Source organism: Nonomuraea sp. JJY05, from assembly GCF_043496855.1.
Lineage (GTDB): Bacteria > Actinomycetota > Actinomycetes > Streptosporangiales > Streptosporangiaceae > Nonomuraea.
Window position 1 is genome coordinate 128,447 of sequence record NZ_JBIEIS010000003.1, and the last position, 14,240, is coordinate 142,686.

The window sequence follows — 14,240 nt, forward strand, 5'->3', positions numbered from 1 at the left end:
TGACATCAAGGGCCGACATCAAGGGAGGGATCGGTGCTAGCGGGAGACCGGCTGGTGATCGGCACGGTACGGCGCAGCGGCCCCTGGCCCGCCGTCCTGGCCGTCACGGCGCTCGTGGGCGCGGCCGGTGAGCTGGCGGTCCCGTACCTCGTCGGGCGCACCGTGGACGCCTTCGTCCTGCGCCGGCCGGACGGCACCTCCTGGCTGGCGCTGTCCGCCTGCGCCGTCGCCGCCGTGGTGCTCTGCGAGAGCCTCGGCGTCTGGGCCCGCGGCGCCTGTGGCGCGTTCGCCGCTGCCAGGCTGCGGCTGGGGGTCCTGCGCCACGTGCTCGGCGCCGGGCCGGCGGCCACCCGGCGTTTCCCGGAAGGCGAGCTGGTCACCCGCGCCGGGCTGAACGCCGAAGAGGCGGGCCGGGCCCCGGAGACGCTGACCGGAGCTTTCGCGCTGCTCGTGCCCACGGCAGGCGCGCTCGTCGCGCTCACGCTCATCGCGCCCGTCCTGACGCTGACGCTCGGGGCGGGCATCGTCGTCATCCTGCTCGTGCTGCGTGCCTTCCTCCGCGCGACGACGGTGATCTCGGGCGGATACCAGGAGGTGCAGGGGGAGATCGCCGCCCGGCTCGTGGACGCCATGGAGGGGGCGCGCACGATCGCCGCGGCGGGGACCGCCGCCCAGGAAGCGCGGCGCGTGCTGGAGCCGCTGCCCCGGCTGCGGGCCCACGGCATGTCGCTGTGGCGGGCCAACGCCGGGGCCGCGGTCCAGTCGGGGCTCGTGGTGCCGCTGCTGGAGGTCGCGGTGCTGATCGCCGGGGGGTTCATGCTCGCCTCCGGCCGGCTCACGGTCGGGGAGCTGTACGCCGCCGCCCGCTACGCCGTGCTCGGGGCGTCCCTGAGCACCGCCCTGGGCTACGTCGGCGGGCTGGCCCGGGCACGGGCGGCCGCCGGACGGGTGGCCGAGGTCCTCGACCTCGCCACCGTCACGCACGGCACGCGGACGCTCCCGCCCGGGCCGGGCACGGTCGAGTTCCGCGACGTGGCGGTGGACGGCCTGACCGTCGGCGACCTCACGCTGCCCGGGGGCTCGGTGACCGCCGTGGTCGGACGGTCCGGCGCGGGCAAGTCCCTGCTGGCGGCGCTGGCGGGCCGCCTGACCGACCCCGAGCGCGGCGCTGTCCTGCTCGACGGGGTCCCGCTGCGGGAGCTGTCGCGCGAGGAACTGCGCAAAGCCATCGGGTACGCCTTCGAACGCCCGGTCCTGGTGGGCGAGACCGTGGCGGAGGCCATCACGGCCGCCGCTGGGCCCCCTGCCGTCGAGGCGGCGAAGGCGGCGTGCGCGGACGCGTTCGTCCGGCGGCTGCCGCTCGGCTACGGCACGCCCCTGCGCGAGGCCCCGATGTCCGGCGGCGAACGGCAGCGGATCGGCCTGGCCAGGGCGTTCGCGCAGGGGGAGCGGCTGCTGGTGCTCGACGACGCCACCTCCAGCCTCGACACCGTGACGGAGCGCGAGGTCGGCCGGGCGCTCACCACCGATCGGCGGGGCCGCACCCGCCTGATCGCGGCCCACCGGCTCGCCACGGCCGCCCGCGCCGACCAGGTCGTCTGGCTGGACGGCGGGAGGATGCGCGCCCGGGGGCCGCACGACGTGCTGTGGCAGGACCCGGACTACCGGGCCGTCTTCCAGGGAGCGGCACCATGAAGGCCCCCGTACGGCGGCGGCAGGCGGCGCGGGGCGTGTTCTGGCGGGCGTTGGGGCGGCAGCCGCGGCGGCTGGCCTGGATCGGGTTCTGGTCCGTGCTGGAGGCGGCTCCCGCGTTCCTCATCGGGCACGCCGTCGCCCGGGCCATCGAGGACGGGTTCGCCAGGGCCGAGCCCGCGACCGGGCTGGCGTGGCTGGCCGCGCTCGGCGTCGCGTGGCTGGTCGGGGCGGTGGCCGCGCGGCAGGTTGTGCTGGGCGTCGCGAGGGTGGCGGAGCCGTTCAGGGACGACCTCCTGACGCGCGTCGTCGAGGGGACCCTGAACCGCGCCACGAGCCGCGACAGCGCGGCCGTGGCCAGGGCGACGCTCCAGGTCGAGCTGGCCAGGGACGCCTTCGCGGCCGTCGTCACCAGCGTCAGGGGGTTCGTGTTCACGGTGGCCGGCGTGGTGCTGGGCCTGGCGACGCTGGCCCCGCAGGCGCTCGCCCTCGTGCTGCCGCCGTTCGCCGCCGGGCTCGGGCTCTTCCTGGCCTCGTTGCCTGCCCTCGCACGCAGGCAGCGGGCGTTCCTGCTGGCCGACGAACGGCTGGCCGACGAGATGACGGCCACCGCGGGCGCGCTGCGCGACATCGAGGCGTGCGGCCTGCGCGAACCCGTGGCCGAGCGGCTGGGCCGCCAGGTCGGCGCGCAGGCCGCCGCCGCCCGCGCGCTCGCCGGGGTGACCACCGCCCGCACCGCGGCCCTGGCCGTGGGCGGCTGGCTGCCGGTCGTCCTCGTGCTGGCCGGCACGCCACGGCTGCTGGACGGCGGCCTCGGCCCCGGCGTGATCGCCGGCGCGCTCGCGTACGTCACGCAGTCCCTGGCCCCCGCGCTCGGCGGCCTCGTGCAGGGCCTCGGCGTCAGCGGCATCCGGCTGGCCGCCACGCTCGGCCGCATCGCCGCCTCCGCGCCACCCGCCGCGCCGCCCCTGCCCAGTGCCCCGCCCAGGGTCCGGCCCAGCGGCTGCGACGTGCGGCTCTGCGCCGTCACCTTCGCGTACGGCCCGCACTCGGCCCTCGTCGTCGACCGCCTGGACCTGACCATCCCCGAGGGCGACCACCTCGCGGTCGTGGGACCCAGCGGCGCCGGCAAGTCCACGCTCGCGGCCCTGGTCAGCGGCATGCTCCGGCCCGGCACGGGCGAGGCGCTGGTCGGCGGCGTCCCCGCCGACCAACTCGACCCCGCCGCCCGCGTGCTGATCCCCCAGGAGGCGTACGTCTTCCGCGGCACCCTCATGGAGAACCTCACCGCCCTCGGCACACAGGACGGCACGCCCCTGGGTGCGGCGGGCGCCCAGGGGACGTGCCCCGACCTCGCCGGGAGGCTGGACGAGGCCGTCGCGGCCGTCGGCGCCCGGGAGCTGGTGGACGAGCTGGGTGGTTACGGCGCCCGGCTCGACCCGCCGGCGCTGTCGGCCGGGCAGCGCCAGCTCATCGCGCTCGCCCGCGCCTACCTCACCCCCGCCCCGCTGGTCATCCTCGACGAGGCCACCTGCCACCTCGACCCCGCCGCCGAGGCCCGTGCGGAGACCGCGTTCGCGCGGCGCGGCGGCACGCTCGTCGTCGTCGCCCACCGCCTCACCTCCGCGCTGCGCGCCCGCCGCATCCTCCTCATGGACGGAGCCCGGGTGACCATCGGCACCCACGACGAACTGATCAGGACCTCTCCGCTCTACGCCGATCTGGCCGGCCACTGGCACCCGGAGCGCGTGTCATGAAATTTCTGGACAAGTATCCGTACGCCGAGCGCCTCCCGGGCAGCCCGAGCGAGATCGACGACCCGTACCGCAGGCTCGAGGATCCCGGCGACCCCGCCACCAAGACCTGGCTGGCCGAGCAGGACCGGCTCTGGCGCGACAGCGCCGCCCGGCTGCCCCAGCGCGAGCGGTTCCTGGCCCGGCTCACCGAGCTCAGGGAGACGGGCCTGGTCACCCCGCCGGTCTGGCGCGGCGAGCGGAGCTTCCACCTGCGCCAGAGCCCCTCCCAGGAGCACCCGGTCCTGCACTGCGGCGACCGCGTCGTCCTCGACCCCATGGACCTCGACCCCACGGGACTCACGACGCTCGACGACTGGCAGCCCGACCTGGAAGGGCGCCTCCTGGCGTACCAGATCTCGCGCAGGGGCGACGAGAAGGCGGACCTGTACGTCGGGGACGTCGACACCGGGGCCGTCGTGGACGGGCCCATCGGCGGCTGCCGCTACTCGGCGGTCGCCTGGCTGCCGGGCGGCGCGGCCTTCTACTACGTGCGCTTCCACGAGGGCGTCTACCTGCACAGGATCGGCGACGCGGCGGACGTCCCCGTCTTCACCCGGGGGCCGGTCCGATACGGCGTGCAGATCAGCGCCGACGGCCGCTGGCTGACGATCTCGGCGGGCGGCTCGCTCTGGCTCGCCGAGCCGGGCGGCGAGGGCGAGCCCCGCCCCGTACCGGACGCCCTGGCGGCAGCGGTGGCCTGCGACGGCCGCCTCTACCTGGTCACCGACCGGGACGCGCCGCGGCGCAGGCTCTGCGTGGCCGATCCGGCCGAGCCCAGCGCGTGGCGGGAGCTGATCCCCGAGGACCCGGAGGCGGTGCTGGGCGCGTTCACCGTGCTCGACGGCGATCGGCTGCTGGTCGCCCGGACCCGTCACGCCGTGGGGGAGATCGCCGTCCACCACGCCCGCACGGGGGAGCGGCTGGGCTCCGTGCCGCTGCCCGGCAGCGGCACCATCGCCTCGCTGACCTCACGCCCCGGCGGCGGCCCCGAGGCGTGGTTCGCCTACACCGACGCCGTCACGCCCCCCGAGGTCTGGCGCCACGACGTCCGCACCGGCGAGACCACCCTCTGGTCGGCCGCGCCCGGCCGCGTCAGCCGGCCCGCCGTGCGCAGCCACCACATCGAGTACGCCTCCGCCGACGGCACCCGCGTCCGCATGGTCGTGGTGGCGGGCCCGTCGGCGGGCGGCCCCCGTCCCACGATCCTCACCGGCTACGGTGGCTTCGGCATCCCCCTGCGGCCCGGCTACGCCGCCGACTCCCTGGCCTGGGTCGAGGCGGGCGGCGTGCTGGCCGTCGCCAACCTCAGAGGCGGCGGCGAGGAGGGCGAGGAGTGGCACCGGGACGGCATGCGGGAGCGCAAGCAGAACGTCTTCGACGACTTCACGGCCGCCGCCGGCAAGCTCATCGCCGACGGCTGGACGACACCGGAGCAGCTCGGCATCTGGGGCGAGTCGAACGGCGGCCTCCTCGTCGGGGCGGCCCTCACCCAGCGGCCCGGCCTGTTCGCGGCGGCGGTCTGCTCGGCGGGCCTGCTCGACATGGCCCGCTACCACCTCGGCGGCCTCGGCCCCTCCTGGCTCGGCGAGTACGGCGATCCCGACGACCCCGAACACCTCCGCTGGCTGCTCGCCTACTCGCCCTACCACCACGTCAGGAAGGGGACGGACTACCCGGCGACGCTGTTCACGGTCTCGGCGGGCGACACGCGGGTCGATCCCATGCACGCGCGCAAGATGTGCGCGGCCCTGCAGTGGGCCGCGGGCGGGGACCGGCCGATCCTGCTCCGGCACGAGCCGGACGTCGGCCACGGCGCGCGGGCGGCCAGCAGGTCGGTCGCGCTGGCGGCGGACGCCCTCGCCTTCCTGGCCGCCCACACGGGCCTAGATCCAGCCTGACTCCCTGGCGATGCGGATGGCGTCGATCCTGCCGCGGGCGCCCAGCTTGGCCGTCGTCTTGGACAGGTAGTTGCGCACCGTGCCCTCGGACAGGTACAGCGACGCTGCGATCTCCCCGACCGACGCCCCGTCCGCCGCGGCCCCGATGACGTCCAGCTCGCGCGGCGTCAGCGGCGCCTCGGTCGGCCGCATGGCCGCGATGGCCAGTTCCGAGTCGATGACCCGCTCTCCCTCGGCCACCCGGCGGATCCCGTCCGCCAGCCGGTCCGGCGGGGCGTCCTTGGCCATGAAGCCCCGTACGTGCACGTCGAGCGCCCGCTTGAGCAGGCCCGGCGTGCCCACGCCGGTCAGGATGAGCACCCCGCACTCGGGCAGCTTCGCGTGCAGCTCGCCGGCGGCGGTGAGCCCGTCCTTGCCGGGTAACGCGATGTCGAGCACGGCGACGTCCGGGCGGCAGGCCCTGGCCGCGGCCAGGATGCGATCTCCCCTGGAGACCTCGGCCACGACCTCGATGTCCTCCTCATAAGCCAGCAGCGCCACGAGCGCCCCGCGTACCAGGTTCATGTCCTCAGCGAGCAACGTTCGAATCACCATGCGTCCTTGCGGTCGGCCGGCTTGCAACGTCTGGGGGTGCCCTAATCCTGACTTATTGACCCGAGCGTGAAAAGTCCTGCCAAATAACCGTCAGACCAAACATGCGCTTTTGGGGAATGGACACCGACATGGAACCACGCGTTCGCCCCCTCCCGCCCGAAGAATGGGACGATTTCACGAAGGCCAACCCGCAGAACGTGTTCACCACGCTGGCCCGCCACCCCGCGCTCTACAAGAAGTGGCTGGGTTTCGGCGGCGCGCTGCTCGACGGCACGCTGCCCGCCCGCGACCGGGAGCTGGCCATCCTGCGCACCGCCTACCACACCGGCAGCGCCTACGAGTGGGCCCACCACGCGCGCCTGGGCAGCGAGGCCGGGCTCACGGACCAGGAGATCGCGTCGGTGAGCCACCCGGACGCCCTCTGGCCGGTGGAGGACCAGCTCGTGCTACAGGTCGCCGACGACCTCCACTACGCCGGCGACCTGACCGACGCCACCTGGTCGGCGCTCTGCGACCGCTACGACGAGCCGGCCAGGATCGAGCTGGTCGTGCTCGTGGCCCACTACACGATGCTGGCGCTCGTGCTCAGGACGCTCAGAGTGGAACTCGAGGAGTGATCATCGTGACGCCCGGCACCGAGCCGATCGAGGCCAGCGCCTTGCCGGTGTCGGCCAGCCCGATCGTGCGGGTGACGAGCTGATCGGGATGGAGGATCCCGGCCCTGATCATCTCCAGCATCGGCGGGTAGGCGTGGGCGGCCATGCCATGGCTGCCCAGCAGCCGCAGCTCGTGACCGATCACGCGGGCCATCGGCACCGGCGTCGGCCCGCCCGGCAGCAGCCCCACCTGCACGTGGCGGCCCTTTCGGCGCAGGCTCTCGATGGAGGCGGCGCAGGTCTGCGGGCTGCCCAGGGCGTCGATCGACACGTGGGCGCCGCCCCTGGTCAGCTCCCTGACCTGGGCCGCCGCGTCACCGGCCGAACCGTTGACGAAGTGCGTGGCGCCCGCGCGCTCGGCCAGGTGCAGGGCGTCGGTGCTGATGTCCACGGCCACCACGCGGGCTCCGGCCGCCGTCGCGATCATCACGGCCGACAGGCCCACGCCGCCGCACCCGTGCACCGCCACCCACTCGCCCGGCCGTACCTCGCCGACCTGCGCCACGGCGCGGAAGGCGGTGGCGAAGCGGCAGCCGAGCCCGGCCGCCGTGACGTAGGCCATGTCCTCGGGGATCGCGATCAGGTTGACGTCCGCGTGGTCGATGGCCACGTACTCGGCGAACGAGCCCCAGTGGGTGAAGCCCGGCTGCGTCTGCCGCTCGCACACCTGCTGGTCGCCGGTGGCGCAGGACGGGCACGAGCCGCAGGCGCAGATGAACGGAACCGTCACGCGCGCCCCCGGCAGCCAGCCGCGCACGTCGGAGCCGACCGCCTCGACGACGCCCGCCAGCTCGTGGCCCGGAACGTGGGGCAGGACCTTGATGTCGGGGTCGTGCCCCTGCCAGCCGTGCCAGTCGGACCGGCACAGCCCCGTCGCCTCGACCCTGATCACCGCTCCGTGCGGGGCAGGGGACGGGTCGGGCAGCTCGCGCACGTCGAGCTCCCCGCCGAAGATGTCAAACGCAACCGCTCGCATTTCATGAGCTTAGGGTCAGTTGCCGCAGGTCGCGCAAGGCCTGGTGGGAGGGAGAACCCGGTTCGGTGGTGTAGAGGACGAGGCGGAGGTCGTCGCGGTCGGGCACGGGCATGACCTGGCAGATCGCGTCGATGGTGCCGACCAGCGGATGCGTGACCTGTTTGCGCTGCTCCCTGCGGATCTCGACCTCGTACCTGGCCCACAGCTCGGCGAAGTGCGGGCTGAGCGCGAGCATCTCGGCGACCAGCGCCTGGATCTTACGGTCGTCGGGGTAGCGGCCCGCGGCGGCGCGCAGGTCGGCGACGGAGGCGCGGGCGAAGCGGCCCTTCTCCTCGTCGCTGAGGTACTCGGCGATGTCGGGGGACATGAAGACCCAGCGGATGACGTTGCGGTCGTCCGAGGGGACGGTGTCGAGGCCGCCCATGAGCACGTTGGCCAGGGGGTTCCAGGCGCGGATGTCGTACCTGGCGTCCAGCACGTACGCGGGGACCTCCTCCATGAACGTGATCAGGTGCAGCAGGCTCTCGGGCACGTCCTCCCTGATCCGGGGCGTCTCCACCGCGTGTCCCGCCAGGTGGAGCAGGTGAGCGCGCTCGTCGCGGCCCAGCATGAGCGCCCTGGCCAGCGCGTTGAGCACCTGCCTGGACGGGTGCGGGCCCCGGCCCTGCTCCAGCCGGATGTAGTAGTCGATCGACATGCCGGCGAGCTGCGCGACCTCCTGCCTGCGCAGGCCTGGCGTGCGGCGCCGCTCGCCGCCCGGCAGCCCGACCTCGGCGGGGGTGACACGGGAGCGCCTGATGCGCAGGAAATCGGCGAGTTCGTCGCGGTTCATGCCTCCATCCTTAGTGATGTCCGGTCGTGCGTGGGTGGTATCGCTGATACCAGCCTCTCCAGACCTCTCCCGGAACGGCTGTGACCTGCGCGAACGTGGACGGCATGACGAAGATTGCCCTCATCACGGGCGCCAACAAGGGAATCGGCTACGAGATCTCGCGGCTGCTGGCCGAGCAGGGTGTCACCACGATCGTGGGGGCGCGCGACGAGGAGCGCGGGCGGGCCGCCGCGCAGCGGCTGGGGCAGCCGTACGTGCGGCTCGACGTGACCGACGAGGCGAGCGCGGCCGCCGCGGCGAAGTGGGTGGAGCAGGAGTACGGCCGGCTGGACATCCTGGTCAACAACGCCGGGATCACCGGCTCCTTCATGGACCCGCGCCCCAGCGCCACCCCCGCCGGGGTGCTGAGGGAGGTCTACGAGACGAACGTGTTCGGCGTGGTGACGGTCACCAACGCGATGCTGCCGCTGCTGCGGGAGTCGGAGGCCGGCCGGATCGTGAACGTGACGAGCGAGCTGGGCTCGCTGACCATGGCGATGGACCGGGAGAGTCCCTTCTGGGAGGTCAACATCATGGCCTACAACTCCTCCAAGACCGCGCTCAACATGGTGACCGTCTGCTACGCCAAGGAGCTGATGGACACTGCGATCAAGGTGAACGCGGCCAACCCCGGCTACTGCGCCACCGACCTCAACGGGCACAGCGGGTTCCGCACCGCCGAGCAGGGCGCGGCCATCGCCGTGCGGCTCGCGACCCTCGACGCCGACGGCCCCACCGGGGCGTACCTGGAGGACGGGGGATCTATCCATTGGTGAGGTGTCAAGCCTGGTGAATAGGACAGAAGGGGGTGATGGGACGAGATCTAGAGAAGGAGCGGTTCACGGAGGCGGAGTACGCCGCCTTCGGGGAGCGGATCCGGGAGCAGCTCGGCGTGCTGCGCGAGCTGCTCGCCACCCCCGGCTTCGGCCAGGGCCCGGTCACGATCGGGGCCGAGTTGGAGCTGTTCCTGATCGACGAGCGGGGCCGGCCGCTGCCCCGCAACAGCCAGGTGCTCGAAGCCCTCGGTGACCCCCGCGTGGTGCTGGAGCTGGGCCGCTACAACCTCGAGGTGAACCTGACCCCCACGCCGCTGGCCGGCGAGCCCTTCGAGCGGCTGAGCGGGGAGGTCCAGGAGACGATCGTCAAGGTGGACGGGGCGGTGGAGGACGGGGGCGCGCTGCCCATCGGCATCCTGCCCACGCTCGACGCCGAGGACTTCACGGTCGGCGCGATGAGCGACCAGAACCGCTACCGGGCCATGAGCAGGGGCATCAGGCGGCTGCGGCTGGAGCCGTTCCTGGTCAAGATCGACGATCTGGAGCTGTCGGTGGAGGACGTGATCCTCGAGAGCGCCAACACCTCCTGGCAGGTGCACATCCGCACGCCGCCCGAGCGCTTCGCCCGACTGTTCAACGCCGCTCAGCTCGCGATCGGGCCGGTGCTGGCCGCCTGCGGGAACTCGCCGTTCTTCCTCGGCAGGCGGCTGTGGGAGGAGACGCGCATCGCGCTGATGGAGGAGGCCGCCGACGACCGGGACGTGCAGCGGCGCGAGCGCAGGGACGGGCGGGTCACGTTCGGCTCCGACTGGGTGCGCGAGGGGGCGTACGAGCTGTTCGAGCGGTACGTGCGGGACTACGACCCCGTGGTGCCCGATCTGACGGAGGGCGCGCGGCCGCACGAGGTGCCGGAGCTGCGGCTGCACCAGGGCACGATCTGGCAGTGGAACCGGCCCGTCTACGACCCGGCCGACGGCGGCCACCTGCGGATCGAGATGCGGGCGCTGCCGGCGGGGCCCACGTGCGCGGACATGGCGGCCAACACCGCGTTCCTGCTCGGGCTCACGTTGTCGCAGGCGGAGCGGGACCTGACGGGCTACCGGTTCGCGGAGGCGTACCAGAACTTCTACCGCGCCGCCATGCACGGGCTGGACGCCAAGCTCTCCTGGCCCGGCTCCGACGCCGACTTCGAGGCCGCCGACCTGGTGCTCCGCCTGCTGCCCGAGGCGCGGGAAGGGCTGCTCGCGGCGGGGGTCACGCCGTCGGACGCCGACCGCGCGCTGGGCGTGATCGCGCAGCGCACCCGGCTGCGCCGCACGGGCGCGGCCTGGCAGCGGGAGGCTCTGGAGCGCTTTGAGGGCGACAGGGAACGACTCGTACGGCGTTATCGCGAGTTGTCACTGTCGGGGCTTCCGGTGCATTTGTGGCCCTGATCGCCAACTTCTCTCGCACTCCGTCCGTCAAACTAGGTCAAGGGACGGCAAAGCGAGGAAGTTATGGCGGCAACGGGGATGGTACCCACGAACAAGGCACCCTTCGCCTTGCGCCGGGAAACGGGCGACCTGGCCGAAGGGGCGGCAAAGCTGGCGGGGGAGATCGACAGCGCCAGTGTCGAGGCGGTGCTGGCGCAGGCCAACCGGGTGGCGACCCGCAAGGGGGCATCGGGCGCGCTGGGGGCGATGAGTCCGAAACCGGCCGAGTGGTACGCCTTCGACGGCAAGGACCAGGACACGGTCGACTGGTACCCGCAGGGGCTGACCTGCTCGGACGAGTCGGGCTCCATCGGAGTGCCGGCGTTCCTCGCGTCCTGGTACTTCAAGCCGGAGGCGGGCGAGCGGGGCATCAGGGTGTCGTTCCTCAGCCCCAAAACCCTGAAATATCAGCATGCGTTGCTGGTCGAGGCGAAGCCTGATGGTTCGTACGGGCCGATCAACATCCACGCGGGCGGCATCGCGTGCGACGGCGACCTGGTCTACGTCGCCGACACCAAGAGGGGGTTGCGCGTCTTCGACCTGAAGCACGTGCTCGACCTGCGCGCCGCCCAGAAAGACCTGGGCGACCCCACGCGGGTCGGGCGGCACGGCGGCAAGCTCCACGCCTTCGGCTACCGGTACGTGATGCCGCAGACCGACTTCTGGAAGGTCGCGAAGCCGGGGCCGCTCTTCTCGTTCGTCTCGATCGACCGCAGCGGCGGCACGCCGCGGCTGGTCACCGGCGAGTACCGCGAGAACGACCCGGGCGGCTGGGTGGGCCGCTGGCCCCTGGGCCTGTCCGGCGGCGAGCCCGAGGACGCCTTCATCATGGGACAGCCCAAGATCCAGGGGGCCATCTCGTGGGGCGGCAAGTGGTACCTGAGCCAGGCGGCCGGCGCGAACGCCAACGGCAGGCTGCTCGTCCACACCGACGGCAAGCTGGAGACGCGGGGGTTCCCCGTCGGGCCGGAGGACCTGACGGTGCAGGGCGGCAAGCTGTGGAGCGTCACCGAGTTCCGGAACCGCCGGATCATCTTCGGCGTGCCCCTGTAGCCGGCTTTCAGTCCTTGAGGTGTTCGTACAGCACCTCGCGGTAGTGGCGGTCGAAGTCGTCGTAGCGGGCGCGCAGCTCCGCGCCCGGCCAGCCGGCCGGCAGCAGCTCCTGCGGGAGCAGCGGGTCGGCCAGGAGGTGGCGCAGCACGGCGGCCGAGACCAGGAAGCCCTCGGCCAGCCCGCCGGCCCAGTCAAAGGCGCGGTCGAGGGCCCGCTCCAGCCGGTGGGCCTCGGCCGCCCAGCCGTCCAGGTCCCACAGCAGGGGAGTGGGGTCGTCGTGCGGGCGGCCGTCGATCAGCGTGCACTGCGCCGTGACGGCCTCCGGCCACTCGCGCACCAGGTTGGCGGGCCGCATCCAGGTGCCCTCGCGCAGCTCGGCCAGGCGCAGCGCGGTCATCGTGCCCCGGAACGCGGCCCGGTCGGCGGGCGCGCGCCGCTCCGCCGTGACCACGGCGACCTCCCACGTGCCGTCCCATGGCCTGGTGTGCGGGTCGCGGCTCTCGTCCTGCCTGGCCTGGCGCTCGACGAGCCGCTCCGACAGCGTGTAGGAGCGGCCGTCCTGCAGGAGGTCGCCGGCCGCGACCATGCGCGACAGCGCCACCCGTACGGTGCCCTCGGCGATGCCGAACAGCGCGCCGATGCGCACCAGCTGCCGGGCCGGCAGCCGCGGAGGGTGGCTGCCCAGCAGCGCGCTCAGCACGGCCGATCTGGCGCTCAGGGTGTTACGCTCTTCCATCGCGTGTCGAGTATATGTAACACTCGCGAGTATGGGGCGCTATCTCATCGAACCTTTCGACCGCAGCGACCGCTACGCCACCGAGCGCTACCAGGGCGCCGCCGGGCGCAACTGGTGGACCTGCGATCCCACGCTGCGCCTGCTCATGCGGCGCCACCTGGGCGAGGGCTTCGCCTGGGCGGAGCCGCGCCTGGACCGGCTGGGCGCGCTGACGGGCGGGCTCGTGGCCGAGTGCGCCGAGGAGACCGACCGCAACCCGCCGCGGCTGGAGAAGTACGACAAGTGGGGCAGGGACGTCAGCGAGGTCGTCATGCCGCCGTCGTTCCACGCGGCCCGGCGGGCGCTCATGGAGGACAACTTCACCTCGCCGTCCTTCGCCGCCGAGGCCCGGGCGCACGGGGCGAATCCGGCCGCGCTCGCCGCCGCCTGGACGTACCTGCTCGATCAGGCCGACATCGGGATGGGCTGCGCGCTCGGCACCGGAGGGGACATGGTTGTCTCCCTCGCTGAGAAGCACGCGCCCGAGGACGTACGCGATCGGGTGCGGGAGATCTTCGCCAACGGCTACTACTCCGGCGAGGCCGCTCAGATGTTCACCGAGCGGACGGGCGGCTCGGACCTGGCCGCGCTGGAGGCCACGGCGGCGCCCGCCGGTGACGCGTGGCTCCTGACGGGCTTCAAGTGGTTCGCCTCCAACGCGAACGGGTCCGCTTTCGTGGTGCTGGCCAGGCGTCCTGACGGGAACGTGTCGCCGTTCCTCGTGCTGTGGGACCGGCGGGACGGAAGCCGCAACGGCGTGCGGATCAGGCGGCTCAAGGACAAGCTCGGCACCCGTTCGGTCGCGTCGGCGGAGGTCGAGTTCAGCGACGCGGAGGCCTTCCCACTCTTTGGCTCCCTCTCGGGAGAGGGCTCCGGCTCCGGGCTCGGGACCATGATGAAGCTCACCAACGCCTCCAGGCTCGGCGTGGCCATGATGGGCGTCGGCGTGGCCAGGCGCGCGCTCGTGGAGTCGATCTGCTACGCCGGAGCCCGCGAGGCGTTCGGACGGCCGCTCATCGACCAGCCGCTCATGCGCCGCAAGCTGAGCGAGCTGATCGTCGAGGTCGAGGCCGCCCAGGCGCTCGTCTTCGACGGCCTCGCCGGCCCCCACCTGCGCATCGCCCCCGCCCTGATCAAGCTGCGCGCCGCCCGCCTCGGCGTGACGACCGCCAGCGACGCGATCGAGGTGCACGGCGGCAACGGCTACATCGAGCAGTGGCCGGTGGCCCGCCTCCTGCGCGACGCCCAGGTCAACCCGATCTGGGAGGGCGGCGACAACATTCTCTGCCTCGACGTGCGGCGGGCCATGGTGAAGGAGCAGGCCCACCTGCCCTTCCTCAACCGCCTGCGCGACCTGGCCACCTCCGACCTGGTGCACGCCCGCATCGACGACCTCGCCAAGGCCGTCTCGGCGTGGGCCGCGCTGGAGCCCTCGGTGGCGGAGGAGCGGCTGTATCCGCTGGCGCAGTTCATGGCCGACGTGTACGCCGCCGCCCTGCTGGAGGACCAGGCGACGTGGGGGCTCGACGGCGGCCGCAAGGCGCTGGTGGCCCGGCTGTATGCCGAGGCCCACCTCGTGGACCACGGCCCGCTGCGCGGGATCGACCGCCCGGCGGAGGGCTCGGAGCTGTTCGACGACCTCCTTTCGGGGGCTGTCACGCTCTGACGACCGCTGGGATGA

At 73.2% G+C, this 14,240-nt stretch carries 12 protein-coding genes; 8 read left to right on the plus strand and 4 right to left on the minus strand.

The window, feature by feature from the left end:
- Nucleotides 1-33: 33 nt before the first annotated feature.
- Genes ACFKCF_RS04700 through ACFKCF_RS04710 form a run of 3 tightly spaced genes read left to right on the plus strand, consistent with a single transcriptional unit; the run spans nt 34 to nt 5,386 of the window.
- A complete protein-coding gene (locus ACFKCF_RS04700) occupies nt 34-1,695 on the plus strand; it encodes an ABC transporter ATP-binding protein (protein ID WP_394490961.1) in 1,662 nt (553 codons plus the stop codon).
- Nucleotides 1,692-3,449, plus strand: coding sequence for an ATP-binding cassette domain-containing protein (locus ACFKCF_RS04705; RefSeq protein WP_394490963.1), 1,758 nt, complete (start codon nt 1,692-1,694; stop codon nt 3,447-3,449). The genes ACFKCF_RS04700 and ACFKCF_RS04705 overlap by 4 nt, the downstream gene beginning before the upstream one ends.
- Nucleotides 3,446-5,386, plus strand: coding sequence for a prolyl oligopeptidase family protein (locus ACFKCF_RS04710; RefSeq protein WP_394490965.1), 1,941 nt, complete (start codon nt 3,446-3,448; stop codon nt 5,384-5,386). Before ACFKCF_RS04705 ends, ACFKCF_RS04710 begins: the two co-directional genes overlap by 4 nt.
- On the opposite strand, the gene ACFKCF_RS04715 is transcribed toward ACFKCF_RS04710, so the two are convergent.
- Nucleotides 5,372-5,980: a DNA-binding response regulator gene (locus ACFKCF_RS04715; protein WP_394490967.1), complete on the minus strand. Its 609-nt coding sequence runs from the start codon at nt 5,978-5,980 to the stop codon at nt 5,372-5,374. The two genes, ACFKCF_RS04710 and ACFKCF_RS04715, sit on opposite strands and share 15 nt — an antisense overlap.
- A 128-nt stretch (nt 5,981-6,108) precedes the next feature.
- Here ACFKCF_RS04715 and ACFKCF_RS04720 point away from each other — a divergent pair, with 128 nt between their 5' ends.
- Entirely contained in the window at nt 6,109-6,597 is a 489-nt protein-coding gene (locus ACFKCF_RS04720; protein ID WP_394490969.1) for a carboxymuconolactone decarboxylase family protein, read from the plus strand.
- On the opposite strand, the gene ACFKCF_RS04725 is transcribed toward ACFKCF_RS04720, so the two are convergent.
- Nucleotides 6,575-7,612 carry a zinc-dependent alcohol dehydrogenase family protein gene (locus ACFKCF_RS04725; protein WP_394490971.1) on the minus strand — a complete coding sequence of 346 codons (1,038 nt, stop codon included), beginning with the start codon at nt 7,610-7,612 and terminating at the stop codon, nt 6,575-6,577. The two genes, ACFKCF_RS04720 and ACFKCF_RS04725, sit on opposite strands and share 23 nt — an antisense overlap.
- 1 nt (nt 7,613) lies before the next feature.
- Nucleotides 7,614-8,444 (minus strand): helix-turn-helix transcriptional regulator, encoded by an 831-nt coding sequence (locus ACFKCF_RS04730; RefSeq protein WP_394490973.1) that lies wholly within the window; start codon nt 8,442-8,444, stop codon nt 7,614-7,616.
- Nucleotides 8,445-8,548: 104 nt separating this feature from the next.
- On the opposite strand from ACFKCF_RS04730, the gene ACFKCF_RS04735 reads away from it, so the two are divergent.
- From ACFKCF_RS04735 to ACFKCF_RS04745, 3 genes are all read left to right on the plus strand, one after another.
- Nucleotides 8,549-9,259, plus strand: a complete 711-nt coding sequence (locus ACFKCF_RS04735) for an SDR family oxidoreductase (protein WP_394490975.1) — start codon at nt 8,549-8,551, stop codon at nt 9,257-9,259.
- 35 nt (nt 9,260-9,294) lie between these two features.
- Nucleotides 9,295-10,692, plus strand: a complete 1,398-nt coding sequence (locus tag ACFKCF_RS04740) for a glutamate--cysteine ligase (RefSeq protein ID WP_394490977.1) — start codon at nt 9,295-9,297, stop codon at nt 10,690-10,692.
- Nucleotides 10,693-10,800: 108 nt separating this feature from the next.
- On the plus strand, nt 10,801-11,784 hold the full coding sequence (locus tag ACFKCF_RS04745; RefSeq protein ID WP_394490979.1) for a hypothetical protein: 984 nt from the start codon (nt 10,801-10,803) through the stop codon (nt 11,782-11,784).
- A 7-nt stretch (nt 11,785-11,791) separates the two neighbouring features.
- On the opposite strand, the gene ACFKCF_RS04750 is transcribed toward ACFKCF_RS04745, so the two are convergent.
- Nucleotides 11,792-12,520: a PaaX family transcriptional regulator C-terminal domain-containing protein gene (locus ACFKCF_RS04750; protein WP_394490981.1), complete on the minus strand. Its 729-nt coding sequence runs from the start codon at nt 12,518-12,520 to the stop codon at nt 11,792-11,794.
- Between the two features lie 31 nt (nt 12,521-12,551).
- Between ACFKCF_RS04750 and ACFKCF_RS04755 the strand changes: the two genes are divergently transcribed.
- Nucleotides 12,552-14,225 (plus strand): acyl-CoA dehydrogenase family protein, encoded by a 1,674-nt coding sequence (locus tag ACFKCF_RS04755; RefSeq protein ID WP_394490983.1) that lies wholly within the window; start codon nt 12,552-12,554, stop codon nt 14,223-14,225.
- The last annotated feature ends 15 nt before the right edge of the window (nt 14,226-14,240 follow it).

What these genes read in the sequence shown, in the direction of transcription:
- ACFKCF_RS04755 (WP_394490983.1), top strand. Translation starts at nt 12,552, where the DNA reads ATGGGGCGCTATCTCATCGAACCTTTCGACCGCAGCGACCGCTACGCC.
- ACFKCF_RS04710 (WP_394490965.1), top strand. Translation starts at nt 3,446, where the DNA reads ATGAAATTTCTGGACAAGTATCCGTACGCCGAGCGCCTCCCGGGCAGC.
- ACFKCF_RS04750 (WP_394490981.1), bottom strand. Translation starts at nt 12,520, where the DNA reads ATGGAAGAGCGTAACACCCTGAGCGCCAGATCGGCCGTGCTGAGCGCG.
- ACFKCF_RS04720 (WP_394490969.1), top strand. Translation starts at nt 6,109, where the DNA reads ATGGAACCACGCGTTCGCCCCCTCCCGCCCGAAGAATGGGACGATTTC.
- ACFKCF_RS04730 (WP_394490973.1), bottom strand. Translation starts at nt 8,444, where the DNA reads ATGAACCGCGACGAACTCGCCGATTTCCTGCGCATCAGGCGCTCCCGT.
- ACFKCF_RS04715 (WP_394490967.1), bottom strand. Translation starts at nt 5,980, where the DNA reads ATGGTGATTCGAACGTTGCTCGCTGAGGACATGAACCTGGTACGCGGG.
- ACFKCF_RS04740 (WP_394490977.1), top strand. Translation starts at nt 9,295, where the DNA reads ATGGGACGAGATCTAGAGAAGGAGCGGTTCACGGAGGCGGAGTACGCC.
- ACFKCF_RS04725 (WP_394490971.1), bottom strand. Translation starts at nt 7,612, where the DNA reads ATGCGAGCGGTTGCGTTTGACATCTTCGGCGGGGAGCTCGACGTGCGC.
- ACFKCF_RS04735 (WP_394490975.1), top strand. Translation starts at nt 8,549, where the DNA reads ATGACGAAGATTGCCCTCATCACGGGCGCCAACAAGGGAATCGGCTAC.
- ACFKCF_RS04705 (WP_394490963.1), top strand. Translation starts at nt 1,692, where the DNA reads ATGAAGGCCCCCGTACGGCGGCGGCAGGCGGCGCGGGGCGTGTTCTGG.